At 29.3% G+C, this 19,189-nt stretch carries 17 protein-coding genes; 15 read left to right on the top strand and 2 right to left on the bottom strand.

Annotation, left to right across the window (positions count from 1 at the left end; genetic code table 11):
• Positions 1-80: 80 nt before the first annotated feature.
• Together fldA and VOI34_RS02220 are read right to left on the bottom strand one after the other, a co-directional pair.
• Positions 81-608: a flavodoxin FldA gene (fldA, locus tag VOI34_RS02225; protein WP_331828734.1), complete on the bottom strand. Its 528-nt coding sequence runs from the start codon at positions 606-608 to the stop codon at positions 81-83.
• Between the two features lie 238 nt (positions 609-846).
• The gene (locus VOI34_RS02220) at positions 847-1,551 is read right to left on the bottom strand and encodes an alpha/beta fold hydrolase (RefSeq protein ID WP_331828244.1); all 705 of its coding nucleotides are present in this window, start codon (positions 1,549-1,551) and stop codon (positions 847-849) included.
• Between the two features lie 258 nt (positions 1,552-1,809).
• Between VOI34_RS02220 and VOI34_RS02215 the strand changes: the two genes are divergently transcribed.
• The 15 genes from VOI34_RS02215 (at position 1,810) to pal (ending at position 19,178) form a co-directional block, all read left to right on the top strand.
• On the top strand, positions 1,810-3,468 hold the full coding sequence (locus VOI34_RS02215) for a phosphoglucomutase (protein WP_331828243.1): 1,659 nt from the start codon (positions 1,810-1,812) through the stop codon (positions 3,466-3,468).
• A gap of 1,551 nt (positions 3,469-5,019) precedes the next feature.
• Positions 5,020-5,427 carry a succinate dehydrogenase, cytochrome b556 subunit gene (sdhC, locus tag VOI34_RS02210; protein WP_331828242.1) on the top strand — a complete coding sequence of 136 codons (408 nt, stop codon included), beginning with the start codon at positions 5,020-5,022 and terminating at the stop codon, positions 5,425-5,427.
• On the top strand, positions 5,403-5,750 hold the full coding sequence (sdhD, locus tag VOI34_RS02205; protein ID WP_331828241.1) for a succinate dehydrogenase, hydrophobic membrane anchor protein: 348 nt from the start codon (positions 5,403-5,405) through the stop codon (positions 5,748-5,750). Before sdhC ends, sdhD begins: the two co-directional genes overlap by 25 nt.
• The gene (sdhA, locus tag VOI34_RS02200) at positions 5,751-7,532 is read left to right on the top strand and encodes a succinate dehydrogenase flavoprotein subunit (RefSeq protein ID WP_331828240.1); all 1,782 of its coding nucleotides are present in this window, start codon (positions 5,751-5,753) and stop codon (positions 7,530-7,532) included.
• A 17-nt stretch (positions 7,533-7,549) separates the two neighbouring features.
• On the top strand, positions 7,550-8,290 hold the full coding sequence (locus VOI34_RS02195; RefSeq protein ID WP_331828239.1) for a succinate dehydrogenase iron-sulfur subunit: 741 nt from the start codon (positions 7,550-7,552) through the stop codon (positions 8,288-8,290).
• Positions 8,291-8,454: 164 nt separating this feature from the next.
• Positions 8,455-11,319, top strand: coding sequence for a 2-oxoglutarate dehydrogenase E1 component (locus VOI34_RS02190; protein WP_331828238.1), 2,865 nt, complete (start codon positions 8,455-8,457; stop codon positions 11,317-11,319).
• Positions 11,320-11,337: 18 nt separating this feature from the next.
• Entirely contained in the window at positions 11,338-12,591 is a 1,254-nt protein-coding gene (gene odhB, locus VOI34_RS02185; protein ID WP_331828237.1) for a 2-oxoglutarate dehydrogenase complex dihydrolipoyllysine-residue succinyltransferase, read from the top strand.
• Positions 12,592-12,712: 121 nt separating this feature from the next.
• Positions 12,713-13,912, top strand: a complete 1,200-nt coding sequence (gene sucC / locus VOI34_RS02180; RefSeq protein ID WP_331828236.1) for an ADP-forming succinate--CoA ligase subunit beta — start codon at positions 12,713-12,715, stop codon at positions 13,910-13,912.
• Positions 13,896-14,768, top strand: a complete 873-nt coding sequence (gene sucD, locus VOI34_RS02175) for a succinate--CoA ligase subunit alpha (RefSeq protein WP_331828235.1) — start codon at positions 13,896-13,898, stop codon at positions 14,766-14,768. Before sucC ends, sucD begins: the two co-directional genes overlap by 17 nt.
• A gap of 312 nt (positions 14,769-15,080) precedes the next feature.
• Positions 15,081-15,824 carry a protein TolQ gene (gene tolQ, locus VOI34_RS02170; protein WP_331828234.1) on the top strand — a complete coding sequence of 248 codons (744 nt, stop codon included), beginning with the start codon at positions 15,081-15,083 and terminating at the stop codon, positions 15,822-15,824.
• The gene (locus VOI34_RS02165) at positions 15,793-16,218 is read left to right on the top strand and encodes a biopolymer transporter ExbD (RefSeq protein WP_331828233.1); all 426 of its coding nucleotides are present in this window, start codon (positions 15,793-15,795) and stop codon (positions 16,216-16,218) included. Before tolQ ends, VOI34_RS02165 begins: the two co-directional genes overlap by 32 nt.
• A gap of 82 nt (positions 16,219-16,300) precedes the next feature.
• A complete protein-coding gene (locus VOI34_RS02160) occupies positions 16,301-16,555 on the top strand; it encodes a hypothetical protein (RefSeq protein WP_331828232.1) in 255 nt (84 codons plus the stop codon).
• Positions 16,533-17,138 carry a cell envelope integrity protein TolA gene (tolA, locus tag VOI34_RS02155; RefSeq protein ID WP_331828231.1) on the top strand — a complete coding sequence of 202 codons (606 nt, stop codon included), beginning with the start codon at positions 16,533-16,535 and terminating at the stop codon, positions 17,136-17,138. The genes VOI34_RS02160 and tolA overlap by 23 nt, the downstream gene beginning before the upstream one ends.
• A gap of 131 nt (positions 17,139-17,269) precedes the next feature.
• Positions 17,270-18,589 carry a Tol-Pal system beta propeller repeat protein TolB gene (gene tolB / locus VOI34_RS02150; protein ID WP_443092755.1) on the top strand — a complete coding sequence of 440 codons (1,320 nt, stop codon included), beginning with the start codon at positions 17,270-17,272 and terminating at the stop codon, positions 18,587-18,589.
• A 61-nt stretch (positions 18,590-18,650) separates the two neighbouring features.
• Positions 18,651-19,178, top strand: a complete 528-nt coding sequence (gene pal / locus VOI34_RS02145; protein WP_331828732.1) for a peptidoglycan-associated lipoprotein Pal — start codon at positions 18,651-18,653, stop codon at positions 19,176-19,178.
• Positions 19,179-19,189: the final 11 nt, after the last annotated feature.

Genomic DNA, 19,189 nt, shown 5'->3' with positions numbered 1-19,189 from the left:
ATTGCATACAATTTTTAAAATGAGATTTATAATAGCTCTTTAATCAAATAAAAACATAACAGTATAATTAATCTCTTCTCTTATGTGCAATTAATCTTCATCTCATCACGAATTTGATTAACCCAATGATGAACACGTATCTCTGTCATTTCAGGTTGACGATCTTCATCAATAGCTAATCCAACAAACTTATCCGGGCTCATTAAGCTTTTTGATGTGTCAAAATGATAACCGGATGCAGGCCATGATCCGATCACGACAGCACCATTTTTTAAAATAATATCATATAAAATACTCATCGCATCACAAAAATATTCCGAATAATCTTCCTGATCTCCACATCCAAAAATTGCTACTTTTTTTCCAGAAAAATCAATATTTCTTAATACAGGTAGAAAATCATCCCAATCACATTGAGGTTCTCCATAATACCAGGTAGGAATACCAAATAGTAATTTGTCATAATTTTCTATATCTTCTTTAGAACTTACAGCTATATCAAAAACATCTGCAACATCCTGTCCTAATTGTTCTTGAATCATTTTAGCAAGTTTTTCAGTGTTTCCCGTATCGCTACTAAAAAAAATACCTACTGATGCTACTCTCATAATAATATTCCAACCTTTATATTTATTTGCACACAAATACATTTCTCTATGATCGAATCAATCATGTATCCAACCTTATAACATTAAAGTATTAATGTTATTATAATCCTCCAATACCATTAATACAATATCTAATCAATTCAATAATTACTTATATCAGTATTTGTAATTAAACTAAATCTTTGCAACAAGACAGTAAAATCAAATACATTTATTTATATTAGGATATCTACCAAAATTAATGGATAATGAATTCATTAATTGTACTCAATACATGTAAGGGATTATCCCAATGTACCCAATGACTTGCATTAGATATCATACGAATACATGCCTGCGGAAATTGATGATATATATCATGTAAATAACGATTATCAATATATGAAGACAATGAACCCCTAATAAATAATATCGGACCCCACCAAGTTTGATATGTATTCCAATCACTAATATGCCTATAATTATCTCTAATAGACGAAAAATTAAACATCCAAGATCCTTGACGGAAAGATTTTAATAGAAACAATATTAATGTTTGATCAATAAAATACTGCTGCATAAGGTATGCAGCTTCATTTCTATTTTTTACTCCGGATATATTAACACACTCAATCGCATTAAAAACATTATCATACTTGCAAATATCATATTTTACTGGAGCTATATCAATAACCACAACCTTGCTTACACGCGTAGCTGCCAACGTACACAGTGTCATCGCAATTTTTCCACCCATTGAGTGACCAATAACTATACATTTCTTTATGCATAACTGATCAAGTAAGTCCAAAATATCTTTTGCCATTATAGAATAAGTCATAGATTTTTCATGAGGAGAACGACCATGATTACGTAAATCAACTTGTACAACATAGCAATACCGAGCTAAGCTTTCAGCAATTACTCCAAGATTACTAAGATTACCAAAAAGTCCATGGATCATTATTACTATTGGTATTCTCTGACATACAGTTTTAAAAACTCGTAATCTATAATTAAGTTGCATAATATATATTATAATAACAACTATATTGAAATATTTTATTAACCACAATCAAATAATATGCATTCAGTATATATAAAAGTACTCATCTAATCAATGGATGTAGTTATTTCTTAAATATTAAACCAACGATAATTTTTATAAATTATCACAATATTTATCTAATTATATGAAATAATCAATTAAGGAAATCTCTATATGAAGAATCACATTCGTGCTGGAAAACTCGCATCACAGAATGACACTATTAATACATCTCGATTAATAACACAATATTACACTTTATCTCCAGATCCAAGCAATGATAGTCATAATGTTGTATTTGGTACATCAGGTCATCGTGGAAGCTCCCAAAAATGTAGCTTTAATGAAGCACATATATTAGCAATTAGTCAATCAATTGTACAAATACGTACACAACAAGGTATAACTGGACCATGTTACGTCGGAAAAGATACTCATGCTCTTTCTGAACCAGCATTTATATCTGTACTTGAAGTATTAGCAGCTAATTATATTGACGTTATTATACAAAAAAAAAACGGTTATACTCCAACTCCCGCTATTTCTCATGCTATTACTCAATATAATAAGAATCATCATAATAATCATACAAAAAAAGCTGATGGTATCATTATTACATCTTCTCATAATCCTCCTGAAGATGGCGGAATAAAATATAACTCAATATATGGAGGACCAGCTTCTACTAATATTACTCATAAAATCGAACAAACCGCTAATAATTTTTTAACAAATAATTTACAAAATGTACATCGTATGACATTAGATAACGCTTGGAAAAGCGGATATATACATACACAAGATTTTATTCTGAATTATGTAAAAAAACTATCTACAATAATTAATATGAAAGCTATACAAACATCTGGTTTAAAGTTAGGAGTACATCCTTTAGGTGGATCAAGTATAGACTATTGGCAAAATATTGCTCAATATTATCAATTAAATTTAAATTTAATCAGTAAAAAGATTGACAAAACCTTTAGTTTTATGCATCTCGATTACGATGGCTGTATCCGAATGGACTGTTCTTCTGAACTTGCAATGACTGGAGTATTAAAATCATCTGAAAATTTTGATCTGATTTTAGTTAATGATCCCGATTGTGATAGACATGGCATTATTACTCCTTTTGGTTTAATTAAATCCAATCATTACCTTACTATTGCAGCTGATTATCTTTTCAATAATCGTCCGTTATGGTGTAATTGTTCATTATCTATAGGAAAAACCTATGTGTCTAGCACTATGATCAATCGAGTAGCATATAATCTCAATCGTCAACTATTAGAAGTACCAGTGGGTTTTAAATGGTTTGTAAAAGGATTATTCAATAATCGTTTAGGTTTTGTAGGCGAGGACAGCGCAGGAGCATCTTTTTTAGATTTCTATTGTTCTCCATGGTCCACTGACAAAGACGGAATCATTATGTGTTTATTAGCAGCTGAAATTATTGCTGTTAGCGATAAATCTTTACAGAAGTATTACGATCAATTAGTAAAAAATTTTGATATATCTAGTTACAATCGTATTCAATTACCTATTAATTACGCGCAAAAATCCCTTATTTCTAATACTTTGTTTAATCAAATTAATATGCTAGAATTAGCGGATGATCCTATCATAAAAATCCTAAGTATAGTGCCATTAAAACATCAAATATCCATGGATGGTATAAAAATAATCACTCAAAACGGTTGGGCAGCGTGTAGATTATCTGGCACTGAGCCAGTGTATAAAATTTATTGCGAAAGTTTTGTGCATGTCTCTCATAGAGAAAGAATCGAAAGAGAAATAATAGACACCGTCCATACTATAATAAATAGATCCTGATTAATGCGATAGGTATCATCATCAATATATAAATTAAAATAAATGACTATTCATTAGTTTACTGTCATTACTATATCGTATATATATTTACGATTTCTGGTCTATTATTTACATATATTATATTACTTTTGAATAAAAATTAAGCTATGATGACAATCAATCATCAACACCGTTTTCATTGATTTTCTATAACCATTATATAACACATAATTAATACTTATATTCACAATAATGAAAATATATCTTTTAAAATAATCTTTATATAAAAATTAGTGCAAAAAATAATTTTTTATTTAATACAATGAAGATCATGCAAATAATCTATCCTAATGTTATAATCATTACTACTTTCAATGACATCTACGCATTAAAACACACGTATCTTATTAATAATATTTTCAATAGATAAATAAATTCACTAACTATTATTATTATTATTATTTTTAATAAACGATCTTGTAAACGCTTTAAACTAATATGCTAAATAATCACGATCTACATATACCTTGTTTAAATAACCATAAACACATTTATTAATAATCAAATTAATAATATGCATGGATAGACAAAAACAAGACTTATTTCTAATTTTACAAGAAACATACAAATAACCCGTTATATAAAAAATAAAATGTTACATATAATCAAAACCAGTATAATAACTTATTTTTAAGAATGAACATAACGCAACCTTACTTAATATATTAAAAAATAATGTAAATATTAACACTGAACAAAAACTGAAAACATCCTTAAACGAACCTATTTATAACATATTTTTATATTCATTACAATAATTACAAATTTTGTGGTTATTTATATGCTAGTGCTTCGTAATTCTATAACCTTAATAATTTCTAAAAAATTTAATGAAAATACACTAATACTATTTATTTATTACAAATCTACTATTGATACAATTATTTTTCGTCCATAAATAATAAATTTTTAAAATCTATAAAATCAATAAGTATAAAAGTAAAATTATAGAATAAAATACCCAAAACTATTTATTAACTAGTATCTTATTAAACTATACATATCTTCTTTTTAAGAAGACCGATGAATACATCAATTTTTTACAAAATAATATATATAATCCTGATTTTTTAATCTACGTTACTTCGTTGGAAGTAACGTAGATTAAAAAATCAGGATTACTACTAACTTAGCCTATATTATCCTAATATAGGCTAAAAATAAAATTTATAATTAATTTTTACTTCATTGTTGAAAAATATATTATTTCTTAAGTATAACAATAACTAAATCCATTTCAAATTTTATTATATTATTAAATTGTTAATAATATACAAGATATAGTATTACATATGAGCTTACCATTTGTTATAATGCAATAAAGATTGGCATAACCTGAAAATCTTAGATTAAAAGATGACATATTATTAAAACAATTGTATTAGTAATATAAATCATCATAATAACCAATTGTTTGTTATATAATTAGTTATCTTTTGTTGTATGATTTTTCAGATATAAAACTCATTATTATGATATATGTTTGCTGTTATATAACTTAAGAGTATTTATATGATCAAAGAACATCAAAAACCAATACATTTAAACATCAGGACTATACGATTTCCCATCACTGCTATTGCTTCCATTTTACATAGAATCTCGGGAATTTTATTATTCATAATCATTGGACCAATTCTTTGGCTGTTAAAATTATCTTTATCTTCCAATAACGGATTTTATAAAATATATAACTTTTTATTAATGAATTATTATATTTTAAAATTTTTATTTTGGATAATTACAATAGTGATGATTTATCATATAGTCGCTGGCATTCGTCAAATTTTAATGGATTTTGGATATTTGGAGCAAACACTACTAATAGGAAAAATAAGCGTAAAAATTATATTTGCCTTAACTATTTTGCTATCTGTTCTAAGTGGAATTTTAATATGGTACCCATTAAATCGGCCTTGAAATGTCATGGAGTATATGAATGGTTGTTGGTTCGGGTCTCCGCCATCCTAATATTATTATATATTATGTACATATCTACCTTTATTATTTTTACTAATACCTTATCTTATGATGAATGGTATGACTTTTTTAGCAAAAAAATCACTAAAATTTTTAGTATAATAGCCCTAATTTCTGCTTTAAGTCATACTTGGATTGGTATACACCATGTTTTAGAAGATTATATAAAATTAATTATATTAAGACGTATAAGCATATGGATAACTAATTCTGTATTATTCATATACCTATTATTCGGAATAATTATTATTTGGAGTGTATAGATGCACCATCATATACCAGTTAAAGAATTTTTTTCTGTTGTCATTGGAGCTGGCGGAGCAGGCATGCGAGTTGCCCTGCAAGTTTCTAAAATGGGATTCTCTTGCGCCCTAATATCTAAAGTATTCCCTACCCGTTCGCATACAGTATCAGCTCAAGGAGGAATTACAGTTGCTCTTGGTAATAATCATGAAGACGACTGGCAGTGGCATATGTATGATACTATTAAAGGATCTGATTACATAGGTGATCAAAATGCTATTGAATACATGTGTAAAACAGGACCTAAAGCAGTTTTAGAATTAGAACATATGGGATTGCCATTTTCTAGATTAAAAAATGGTCGTATTTACCAACGTCCCTTTGGGGGACAAACCTTATATTATGGAAAAAAACAAGCAGCGCGTACTGCTGCAGCTGCTGATCGTACTGGACATGCATTATTACATACTTTATATCAACAAAATTTAAAAAATAAAACAACTATATTTTCAGAATGGTACGCATTAGATTTAGTACAAAACCAAGACGGGAGAATACTTGGTTGCACTGCTTTTTCTATTGAAACAGGAGAATTAGTATATTTCAAAGCACGTGCTACAGTACTTGCGACTGGAGGAGGAGGCCGTATTTATCAATCTACCACTAACGCTCATATAAACACCGGTGATGGAATTGGAATGATATTACGTGCAGGTATTCCTGCTCAAGATATGGAAATGTGGCAATTTCATCCTACTGGTATAGCTGGCGTTGGAATTTTAGTAAGTGAAGGGTGTCGTGGTGAAGGAGGATATCTTTTGAATATTTTAGGAGAAAGATTTATGGAACGATATGCTCCTAAAGCGAAAGATTTAGCCGGGCGAGATGTAGTAGCTCGAGCAATTATGTTAGAAATTCAAGAAGGCCGAGGTTATTCAGGCGCATGCGGGCCCCATGTCAAATTAAAAATAGACCATTTGGGCAAGGAATTACTAGAATTACGGCTACCTGGTATTTTAGAATTAGTGCGTACTTTCTCCTATATAGACCCTGTAAAAGAATTAATTCCAGTATTTCCAACTTGTCATTATATGATGGGTGGTATCCCTACGACAGTACATGGAGAAGTAATCACTATAAACAATGCAGGAATAGATACGACAGTGCCAGGATTATTTGCAGTTGGGGAAACTGCTTGCGTATCAGTACATGGCGCAAATCGACTTGGTGGAAATTCTTTATTAGATTTGATCGTATTTGGACATGCTACCGGAGCATATATACAATCATATTTATCAGAAGAAGAATGGCCAGTACGTGGCCCTACCAATTCTGATATAGAAATATCATTAGCCCGTTATATTCGTTGGGATAATAATAAATCAGGCGCAAAAGAAAATCCAGTAACAATACGTCAAGATTTACAATTGTGCATGCAAAATAATTTTTCTGTTTTTAAAGAAAAAGAAAAAATGTTAAAAGGCTTATCAGAACTGAAAGAAATACGTAATCGATTAAATTATGCTACTTTAGGCGATAAATCTTACACATTCAATACACAACGTGTTGAATGTTTAGAATTGGATAATTTGTTAGAAACCGCTTATGTAACCGCCATGGCTTCAATTTTTAGAACTGAAAGTAGAGGAGCTCATAGTCGTTATGACTTTCCTATGCGTGATGATAAAAATTGGCTATGTCATACATTATATTTACCAAAAAATGACATTATGATTCGCCGTAATGTAAATATGCAACCAAAATTTCGTCCTCCTTTTCCCCCAAAAATCCGTGTATACTAAAAGTAGGGTCTTAAAATATGCAAATTAAATTTTCTATTTATCGTTATCATCCTGAATTCAATAAAAGCCCCTATATGAAAAATTATACTCTTGACTTATTACATGCAAAAAATATGACATTATTAGATGCTTTAATTAAATTAAAAGAACAAGACCCAACTCTAACATTTCGTCGTTCTTGTAGAGAAGGAGTATGTGGTTCTGATGGAATGAATATAAATGGCACAAACAATCTAGCATGTATCACTTCCTTACCAAAATTATATGATGATAATCATCATAATACAATTATAGTACGTCCATTACCTGGATTTCCAGTAATTCGTGATTTAGTAGTCGATATGAATCAATTTTACCTTCAATATGAAAGAGTACAACCATTTCTAATCAATAATCACTCTAATCAACAATCTAAATTACCACATGAACATTTACAATCTCCAGAGGAACGCTCTAAATTAGATGGATCTTATGAATGTATATTATGTGCGTGTTGCTCCAGTTCTTGTCCCTCTTTTTGGTGGAATCCGGATAAGTTCATTGGGCCCGCCGGATTATTAGCATTATATCGTTTTTTAATGGATAGTCGTGATACTAATCATAAAGAAAGACTAAAAAATTTCAAAGACTCTTTTAGCGTTTTTCGTTGCCATAACATTATGAATTGCGTTGACGTATGTCCTAAAAAATTAAATCCAGCTAAAGCTATAGGTCACATTAAACGAATGTTAGCAAAAGATGTAATAGGTATTACATAATGTATTATGATCACGATTTAACAAAAATATCAAATATCTATACATAGTTATAACAATTAATATAGTTAAAAATTAATTATTAATAGTAAAATACTTAATTAAGTTAATTAATTAAACATTAAGCATTAAAAATATAAATGTAACAGAATATAAGGATTTTTGTAATGTATAATAACACACTAAAAAATTGGTTAGATTCTTCTTATTTATCAAAAAATAATCAATCCTACATAGAACAAATTTATAAGGATTTTTTAAAAAATCCTAATTCCATAGATTCTAGTTGGACAAAAATTTTTAAACAATTATTTATTGAAAAAAAATATGAACATAAATCTTTTGATAATTTAACAAATAATACTTATATTCAACTACAACGTAACACTATATCTAATGAACCATATATAAAAACTAATACGTATTGCAGCAATATTACTTACATACAAATAGCACAATTGATAAGTTCTTTTAGGGCATATGGACATCAACATTCTACATTAGACCCTTTAAAATTATGGAATCATAGATCTAAAAATGATCTTTTAAACCTAGAAAATTATAATTTCTCCTTGCAAAATATTCACAAAAAATTCGATATGAAGCTTTTTGGAATAAACAAAAAATCAATGACTTTATCAGAAATATATCAATTCCTTAAAAAAACTTATTGCGATTCTATAGGCATAGAATATATGCATATTCTTGATATAAATACAATGCTGTGGATTCAAAATTATTTTGAATCCACAGCAGGAATATTCAATTTTAATTCTGACGAAAAAAAACAATTTCTTAAAGAAATCATTGCAGCAGAAGGAATAGAACGCTATTTAGGAACAAAATTTCCAGGAGTTAAAAGATTCTCATTAGAAGGAGGGGATGCTTTAATTCCTATGCTAAAAGAAATTATACGTTATTCCGTTTGTCATCATAATATTAAAGAAATATTTTTAGGGATGGCTCATCGGGGACGCCTAAATGTTTTAATTAATATTTTAGGTAAAAATCCTAAAGATTTATTTAATGAATTTTCCGATAAACACCAAACTACATTTGGTAGTGGTGATGTAAAATATCATCAAGGATTTTATTCGGATATTACAGTTAATAAGCAAATCATACATTTATCTTTATTATGCAATCCTTCTCACCTAGAAATTGTTAGCCCAGTAGTCATGGGGTGTGCTAGAGCACGAATCGATCAGATACTAAAAAAATCAACCCATAACAATGATGATAAAAGAGAAAATAACACAGTACTTCCAATCTCAATACATGGAGATGCAGCAATTAGTGCTCAAGGAATAGTTCAAGAAACTTTTAATATGTCTAAAGCTGATGCATATGACGTAGGAGGAACAGTACATATTATTATCAATAATCAAATAGGATTTACGACATCTAATATCCACGATATTCGTTCCACGCAATATTGTACAGATATTGCAAAAATGATACAAGCTCCTATCTTCCATGTTAATGCAGATGATATAGATGCCGTTATTTATGTTACTCGTGTTGCATTAGATTTTCGTAATACTTTTAAACGTGACGTAATGATCGATCTAATTTGTTATCGTAGACATGGACACAATGAAGCCGACGAACCAAGTGTCACTCAACCTCTTATGTATAAAAAAATTCGTAATCATCCAACTTTACTTAATATTTATTCCAATATTTTGAATAAAAATGGAATACTGAATATAAATGAAACCTCTGACATAATTAACGCATATCGTGAAAAATTAGACAAAAAATGTTGCGTTCTACAAAAATGGCAGCCAATTCATATTCGCAATTCCCTAAACACAAATAATTTAAATAATAATAAAACCACACTGCGTTCTGATAGAATAGATGACCAATACTTAAAAAATTTAGCCTATCGCATCAACGATATTCCATCAAGTATCGCCATGCATTCTAGAGTAGAAAAAATATACCATGAAAGAATAGAAATGGCGTTAGGTGATAGATTGTTTGATTGGGGAGCAGCAGAAATTCTAGCATACGCAACTTTATTAGATCAAGGAATTTCTATTCGTTTGTCTGGAGAAGATGCTGGGCGAGGAACATTTTTTCATAGACATGCCGTGATATATGATCAAAATAATGGCTCAAAATATACCCCCTTAGCATATATTAATAAAAAATCAAATGAAAAAGGATCTTTTTGTATCTGGGATTCAGTGTTGTCTGAAGAAGCAGCTTTAGCATTTGAATACGGTTATGCCAGTCTATCAAATAATATGTTAGTAATTTGGGAGGCACAATTTGGAGATTTCTCTAATGGAGCACAAATCGTCATTGATCAATTTATTAGTTCCAGCGAACAAAAATGGGGTCAAGTATGTGGATTAGTAATGCTTTTACCTCACGGATACGAAGGTCAAGGACCAGAACATTCTTCTTCTCGAATAGAACGATATCTGCAATTATGTGCTGAATACAACATACATATCTGTGTACCTTCTACTCCGGATCAGCTCTACCATATATTGCGTCAACAAGCAACACATAGTGTTAAAAAACCACTAATTATTATATCTCCAAAATCCCTATTAAGACATCCTATGGTAACGACTTCATTAAAAAATTTAGTACACGGATCATTTAAAACAGTGTTTAATGAAATAGATAATAATATCATTTCAAATCAAACTAATCATGTGATAATGTGCACTGGAAAGATATATTATGATTTATTAAGTCAACGACGTAAAAATAAACAACATAATATAGCTATTATTCGCATTGAGCAGCTATATCCTTTCCCTTATGAAAATGCACGGACCATTCTTGATTCCTATTCGCATGTAAAAAATTTTACCTGGTGTCAAGAAGAACCTAAAAATCAAGGGGCTTGGCATTATATACAACATTACCTTCACAAAATAATGCCTTCTTCACATATTACATTAAATTATGTAGGACGGCCTGATTCTGCAGCACCCGCAGTAGGATTTTTTTCAATACATCAACAACAACAAAAAAAAATAATTGACGATGCGTTAAATCTAAATTAATTATTAAAAGGATATAAAATGAGTAGTGTAGACATTTTGGTTCCGAATTTACCTGAATCAGTTGCAGACGCCACTGTTGCTGTTTGGCATAAAAAAGTAGGAGATAAAGTTAAACAAGATGATATCTTACTTGAAATTGAAACGGATAAAATAATGCTGGAAGTACCTGCACCAAATACAGGAATATTAGAATCAATTTTAGAACAAGAAGGATCAATAGTAATATCTGGTCAAGCTTTGGCCCGTCTAAATATTATTGATCAAATTGTTGCTAAAAAAGATATCAAACGAATAATTCAAAATCAAAAATCTGTTACATCAATAGCATCTCAAGAGGATGTCATTATCCAAAACAACGAAGAGGAGAGCCATAAAATTTTAACCCCGTCTATTCGAAAATTAATAGCAGAACACAATTTACAACCACAAAATATTAAAAGCAGCGGGACAAAAGGACGTCTAACTCGTGAAGATATAGAAACACATATTCATTCTGAAAAAAAATCACACTGTACTGACCATAAAAATTATATAGATACAGATCATCATCAAGTAAACAATATAAAAAACGACCATAAAGAAACACGCATCTTAATGAGTCGATTACGCAAAAAAATTTCAGAACGTCTACTAGCTGTCACTAACACTACAGCTATGTTGACTACTTTCAATGAAGTGAATATGCAACCCATTATAACATTACGGAAAAAATATGGAGAACTATTTGAAAAACGTTATGGAATTAAATTAGGACTAATGTCTTTTTACGTAAAAGCAGTTTTGGAGGGTTTAAAAAATTTTCCTATAATCAATGCGTCCATTGATGGAGAAGAAATAGTATATTATAATTATTTTGACGTAAGTATTGCAGTATCCACAATACGTGGGTTGATTACACCAGTATTACGAAATGTTGATACATTAAGTATCCCTGATATCGAGAAAAATATAAAAAATTTAGCTGAAAAAGGAAAAAATGGAAAACTAACAATTGAAGAATTAAATGGCGGTAATTTTACTATTACTAACGGTGGAATTTTTGGTTCATTGATCTCCACCCCTATTATTAATCCCCCGCAAAGTGCCATTCTAGGCATGCATGCAATAAAAGATCGACCTATAGCTTTAAATGGGAAAATAGTAATTTTACCTATGATGTACTTAGCCTTATCTTATGATCATAGATTAATAGACGGAAAAGATTCAGTAAACTTTTTGGTATATATTAAAGAATTATTAGAAGACCCGATGCGTTTGTTTTTAGAAATTTAATTATAATCATATCATATACACGTATAATCATGTAACATGAGTATATGATTAACAAATTAGTATTGTTAGGTTTTGATTATTATATGAATCTTCAAAAAATAGTAAAAATGGTTGCAATATTATGAATCTATATGAATATCAAGCAAAGAAACTATTGGTAAAGTACAATTTGCCTGTTTTAAAAGGTTGCTTGTGCGCTAATTTAAGTGATATAGAGCATTATATATCATCAAATAATATAAAAAACGGTCCATGGGTAGTAAAATGTCAGATACAGGCAGGTGGACGTGCAAAATCTGGAGGAGTGCGCATTATACATGATATAACAGACATATTATCTTTTGCTACTAAGTGGCTCGGAAATAATTTAATAACATATCAAACAACTGATACTGGAGAATTAGTAAATCATATTTTAATAGAGCCATCCGTTAAAATTATTCAAGAACTTTATTTAAGCATACTTATTGATAGAGATGAATCACAAATAATATGCATAGCCTCTACACAAGGCGGCACAAACATTGAAAACATAGTACAAAAAACACCTGATCTTATCCATACGATTACTATAAATCCTTTGGTAGGAATATATCCTTATCAAGGACGAATTTTAGCATGTAAATTAGGTTTATCTGGAGTCAAAATAAATCAATTTGCTAAAATTATCGTTGACGCAACACATATGCTTCTTAAAAAGGATCTCATGTTAATCGAAATCAATCCATTGGCTATTACTGATAATGATCAATTTTTTTGTTTAGACGCCAAAATTATTATGGATGATAATGCTAAATTTAGACAATCAGAATTATTAAATATATGTGCTACAAATAAAACCTATAATACATTGTCCAGTAACCAATGGGAGTCGGAGGAGTCTATCAACTATGTTCCACTAGATGGAAATATTGGTTGTATGGTCAACGGAGCTGGATTAGCGATGGCTACTATGGATATAATTAAATCATTAGGTGGAATGCCTGCTAATTTTTTAGACATCGGAGGAAATGCTAATAAAGAATGTATAATGTCATCTTTTTATATGATTTTAAAAGATCCTAAAGTAAATGCGATACTCGTAAATATCTTTGGAGGTATCGTATGTTGTGATTTAGTTGCTGACAGCATCATAACTGCATTATCCACATACAACACAACACATGTTCCTATCGTAGTTCGATTAGAAGGCAACAATTCTGCATTAGGTACTAGTCGATTAATTGATAGCAAATGCGACGTTATTGTTACTAATAACTTAGTTTATGCAATTCAACAAATTGTAACCGCGGTAAAATTAAAAAATGCCAATATTAATTAACAAAGATACAAAAATAATTTGTCAAGGATTTACCGGTAAACACGCTAGCTTTCATTCTCAGCAGGCATTAAAATATGGCACGAAAATTGTAGGAGGAGTTACTCCAGGAAAAGGAGGGCACGTTCATCTCGGATTGCCAATATTTAATACTGTTAATGAAGCAATAAATAATACTCATGCAACAGCTTCTATTATTTATGTGCCTGCTCCTTTATGCAAAGATGCGATTTTAGAATCAATCCATGCAGGTATTAAATTAATAGTTTGTATTACCGAAGGGATTCCAATATTAGACATGTTATTAATAAAACAACAATTAAAAAAACATAACACATGTATGATTGGGCCAAATTGTCCTGGAATTATTACTCCAGGTCAATGCAAGCTTGGGATAATGCCAAGTGATATTCATAAACCAGGCTATGTGGGGATTGTATCTAGATCAGGTACTTTAACATATGAAGTAGTAAAACAAATAACTGACCTTGAACTAGGCCAATCTACATGTGTTGGTATTGGAGGAGATCCAATACTCGGTTCTAGTTTTATCGATATATTATCCTTATTCGAACAAGATCCTCAAACGTTATTAATGGTAATGATCGGTGAAATCGGAGGAAGATCCGAAGAAAAAACGGCGATGTATATTAAAAAATATATTAAAAAGCCAGTAATTGCATATATTGCTGGAGCTACGGCCCCTAAAGGAAAACGTATGGGACATGCGGGAGCCATTATTTCTGGAATTGGTAGTACTGCTTACGAAAAATGTGCAGCTTTATCTAAATCGGGAGTGCATGTTGTTAATAATTTTACTAACATTGGCCAATATATCAAATCTATTGATATAAAATAATAAAAAGATAACATATATACACAATATAAATACTACTTTAAGTGTAGTAATTTGTTTTATAATATCTTTAACTTTGAAGACTTAATTGTTTTATTTTTTATTTTTAGTTAAACATATAAGTAAGTTATATTTACTCTATAAGCTTTCAAAAAATATTTAATATCAACAGCTTTTATAAAAGTTATTTTTTTACAATTATTAAATATATAATTATATTATGTATGGCCTAAATCACCTTTAATATAATTAAAAGTATTTTCTTAAATAATTTATATTATAAACCCTTATGCAACATAAAAATTAATAATTAGTATGAATATCTTTGATTTATTTCTAGAAGCTGATATTTTAGTACAAATTAGTATATTCATGCTACTTGGATTCTCTGTCTTATCTTGGAGTGTTATTTTTCATCGTGTTTTTGCGCTTAATATAGCCCATAAAAAATTAAAATTATTTGAAAATGAATTTTGGTCTGGTATAGACTTAGCTAGTTTGTATCAAAAATCTTCATCTCGTCGTAATAAATTAAACGGCGCTGAACAAATTTTTTATGTAGGTTTTAAAGAATTTTCCAGGCTATATCATATAAAACATTGTTCGTCTGAAATAATAATATCCAGAACATTAGATACTATGCATACTGCAATAAATATAGAATTAAAAACCTTAGAAGATTATATCCCATTGATTGGTACAATAGGATCCATTAGCCCATACCTTGGTCTATTCGGAACCGTTCTGGGAATTATGCATGTTTTTATCGAATTAGGTAAAACTACTAATAATACTGCTACTCAAATGATTCATTTACAAATCATTGCACCGGGCATTGCTGAATCACTAATTTCTACAGCAATTGGCTTATTCGTAGCTATTCCAGCAGTTATGGCATTTAATTATTTAACTACACAAATAAATAATTTAGATCAAAATTATAATAATTTTATAGAAGAATTTATCGCAATTTTATATCGTCAGATTTTTTTTAACATTGACGCCGCGCTAAATAAGGAAAATAAACATGAAGAGACAGAGAATAAAACGCGCTATTAAATCAGATATTAACATCATACCTTTTTTAGATATATTACTAGTTCTTTTAATAATTTTTATGATAATACCATCTAAATTGATACAAAGCTTTGAAGTAAATCTTCCAAATAGTGAAGTAGCACCAAATGTTATCAATAATGAAAAACTTATAATGACCATTGAAATTTTAGGAATGGGCCTTTATAATCTCATCATTAATAATAAACACATAAGGCAAATATGTCTAGATCGGATTTCATCGGAAATAAGTCATCAAATATATATTACTCCTAACATAACATGTCTGATCGCTGCGTCTAAAGCCATAGCGTATGATGAAATCATTAAAATTTTAAATTTATTAAGTAAAATTGGGGTACATTCCATTGGAATGATCACAAATCCTGCCACTTAGGTATATAACCGATCTATAATATTACTCAATGAAATTAATACATTTGCTCAATAAAGATAACAAAAAATTCAAATTTGCTATTATGATATCAATTATTATACATGTGATTATGTGTTTATTATTAAATAAACACATAATCACAAAAAAAAAGCAGTATGTTACTAATACCACTGACAATAAAAGTTCAATCAATACTTTTATACAAACCCCTAATACTGAAATAGAAAAAAAGAAAAATCAAGATCAATCAAATCGATTCAAAATAACAGAAACACAACGCAAATCGATTCAAAATAACAGAAACACAACGTCCATTGGAAGGACGCACAATAAATAACGTCCCTGAAAAAAAGAAAAATCAAGATCAATCAAATCGATTCAAAATAACAGAAACACAACGTCCATTGGAAGGACGCACAATAAATAACGTCCCTGAAAAAAAAGAAAATCAAAAACACACTATATCCACAAAAAATACATTAGTATATAATGAACTAAATAAAACACCTCATGATTCTAACACGTTAAGCAATCTATTAAATACGCTAATTAATAAACAAAACTCCACAAAAAATAATGAAAAAATTAAGTTAAACTTTATAATAAAAAACAATAATAATCATGATGATATCACAGGGAACATAATTAAAAATAATGAAATTAATACATACAAACGCATGATTAGCGAATCAATTCAACAAAAATTTTATAATGCTTCTAACTATATTGGTAAAAAATGTGACCTGCGCATAAAATTAGCGCCTGATGGTACATTGTTGTCAATAACCGCAATATCTGGAGATACTTCGTTGTGTCAAGCAGCAATTATTGCTACTAAATCAGCAAAAATACCTAAACCACCAAACACAGATGTATATGAAGTCTTTAAAAACGTAATTTTAAATTTTTCTCCTCAATAAACAAAATATTTACACATTCAGAAAATGAGAATATATTAATCTATTAAATAAATTTGATTTTCATGCAAAATTTTTCAATGCATTTAACAATTAAAAAAATTAATATACCATCAATATGGAAAAACTGGTTAATACACACATCTTTATCAATGATGTTGATATTATATTTATGTCAATTTTCATTGCTTTCAGCTGATATGCATATTGAAATTACATGTGGAGTAAATACTGCATGCCCCATTGCTGTAATGCCTTTTGAGTATATTAATAATCAACAATATGGTAAATCTGACCCAGATGAAGATATAGCATTAATAATAGCCTCCGATTTACGAAATAGTAGTAAATTTAATACTATTCCCGTAGAATATTTACCACATAAACCCACCAAAATATCTGATATAATCCCAACGTTTTGGGAAAAATTAGGTATTAATACTATTGTATTAGGAACAACACATATAAATTACGATGGAAATTATGTTATTTCATATCATTTAATAGATACCTCTAAAAATCCTGCATTGATAATTTCTGAAAATCAATATTCAGTAGAAAAAAAATGGCTACGTCACGCAGCTCACACTATAAGTAATGAAATTTTTGAAAAATTAACCGGTATACAAGGTGCATTTTGCGCACGTATTGCTTATATATCGTATATCAAGGACAATAAATATCCTTATGAATTACATATTGCTGATTATGACGGTCATAACCAAATTTCGGTTTGCCGATCAACTGAACCATTAATGTCTCCAGCCTGGTCTTCAGACGGAAAAAAAATTGCTTATGTCACTTTTGCTTCTGGTCATTCAGAACTTGTTATTCAAACATTACGAACTGGATTAATTAATAACATTGTTAATTTTCCAAATCATAATGGAGCTCCTGCTTTTTCTCCCGATTGTAAAAAAATAGCTTTTGCTTTATCAAAAACAGGTAGCTTAAATTTATATATTATGGATTTAGAATCTGGAGAAATTAAACAATTAACTAAAAACAGAAACAATAATACTGAACCTAATTGGTTTCCAGATAATAAAAATATAGCTTATACTTCTGATCAAGGAGGAAAACCACAAATATATAAAATTAATATAAATACTACTGATACCCAAAGATTATCTTGGCTACACACTAGCAATCAAAATCCAAAAGTTAGTTCAGATGGAACATTTATAATGATGGTAAATAGACATCAAGGGAAGCAAAATATTGCTAGATTGAATTTATTAACTGGTCAAGAAGAAATATTAACAAATGTATTATTAGCCGATACCCCCAGTATAGCGCCTAACAATACCATGGTAGTATATAGCAGTATTAAAGATTGTACAACAACATCTAATTTAGAATTAATTTCTGCAGATGGACATTTTAAAGCTCATATAAAAGGAGGGCAAGGAGATATAAAATTCCCGACTTGGTCTCCATTATATGCAGAATAAAATATAAAGCTGTTTCCATTATAATCAACAATTTGATAAAATTATGAATAATAGACGTATAATGAAATTAAATAATTTTTTTAGACAATTAACATTTGCAGTAAGTATAAGCATAATTATCACTGCATGTTCTATATTACCTAAACACACTACTACTATTCATAATCAAAAAAAAATTGAACTAGATCCTTTTGCACAGATTCATACAAAAAATAATAAAGTAACCAACGAGAAATTAGGACTAAAAATGCAAGAATTAAAATCTAATAATGTTATTTATTTTCCTTTAGATCAGTATGATATTTCTTCTCAATTTTTTTATATATTAAATATTCATGCTAATTTCTTATATAATAATCCATCATATCATATCAAAATTGAAGGTCATGCAGATGAACGCGGTACTCCAGAATATAATATTGCATTAGGTGAACGTCGAGCTAACTCGATAAAATTATATCTACAAAGCAAAGGTATATTATCCGATCAAATATTTACTGTATCCTATGGCAAAGAAAAACCAGCTGTATCAGGACATAACGAGGCAGCCTACTCTAAAAATAGACGTGCTGTATTAATATATAAATAATATTTAATATA

The sequence above is a fragment of the Candidatus Blochmannia sp. SNP genome (assembly GCF_036549215.1).
In the GTDB taxonomy this organism is placed as follows: Bacteria; Pseudomonadota; Gammaproteobacteria; order Enterobacterales; family Enterobacteriaceae; genus Blochmanniella.
This window is presented reverse-complemented; position numbering and strand designations above follow the sequence as displayed.

Coding starts and splice junctions, on each gene's coding strand:
- fldA (WP_331828734.1), bottom strand. CDS start 608: ATGAGAGTAGCATCAGTAGGTATTTTTTTTAGTAGCGATACGGGAAAC.
- VOI34_RS02220 (WP_331828244.1), bottom strand. CDS start 1,551: ATGATCCATGGACTTTTTGGTAATCTTAGTAATCTTGGAGTAATTGCT.
- VOI34_RS02215 (WP_331828243.1), top strand. CDS start 1,810: ATGAAGAATCACATTCGTGCTGGAAAACTCGCATCACAGAATGACACT.
- sdhC (WP_331828242.1), top strand. CDS start 5,020: ATGATCAAAGAACATCAAAAACCAATACATTTAAACATCAGGACTATA.
- sdhD (WP_331828241.1), top strand. CDS start 5,403: ATGGTACCCATTAAATCGGCCTTGAAATGTCATGGAGTATATGAATGG.
- sdhA (WP_331828240.1), top strand. CDS start 5,751: ATGCACCATCATATACCAGTTAAAGAATTTTTTTCTGTTGTCATTGGA.
- VOI34_RS02195 (WP_331828239.1), top strand. CDS start 7,550: ATGCAAATTAAATTTTCTATTTATCGTTATCATCCTGAATTCAATAAA.
- VOI34_RS02190 (WP_331828238.1), top strand. CDS start 8,455: ATGTATAATAACACACTAAAAAATTGGTTAGATTCTTCTTATTTATCA.
- odhB (WP_331828237.1), top strand. CDS start 11,338: ATGAGTAGTGTAGACATTTTGGTTCCGAATTTACCTGAATCAGTTGCA.
- sucC (WP_331828236.1), top strand. CDS start 12,713: ATGAATCTATATGAATATCAAGCAAAGAAACTATTGGTAAAGTACAAT.
- sucD (WP_331828235.1), top strand. CDS start 13,896: ATGCCAATATTAATTAACAAAGATACAAAAATAATTTGTCAAGGATTT.
- tolQ (WP_331828234.1), top strand. CDS start 15,081: ATGAATATCTTTGATTTATTTCTAGAAGCTGATATTTTAGTACAAATT.
- VOI34_RS02165 (WP_331828233.1), top strand. CDS start 15,793: ATGAAGAGACAGAGAATAAAACGCGCTATTAAATCAGATATTAACATC.
- VOI34_RS02160 (WP_331828232.1), top strand. CDS start 16,301: ATGATATCAATTATTATACATGTGATTATGTGTTTATTATTAAATAAA.
- pal (WP_331828732.1), top strand. CDS start 18,651: ATGAAATTAAATAATTTTTTTAGACAATTAACATTTGCAGTAAGTATA.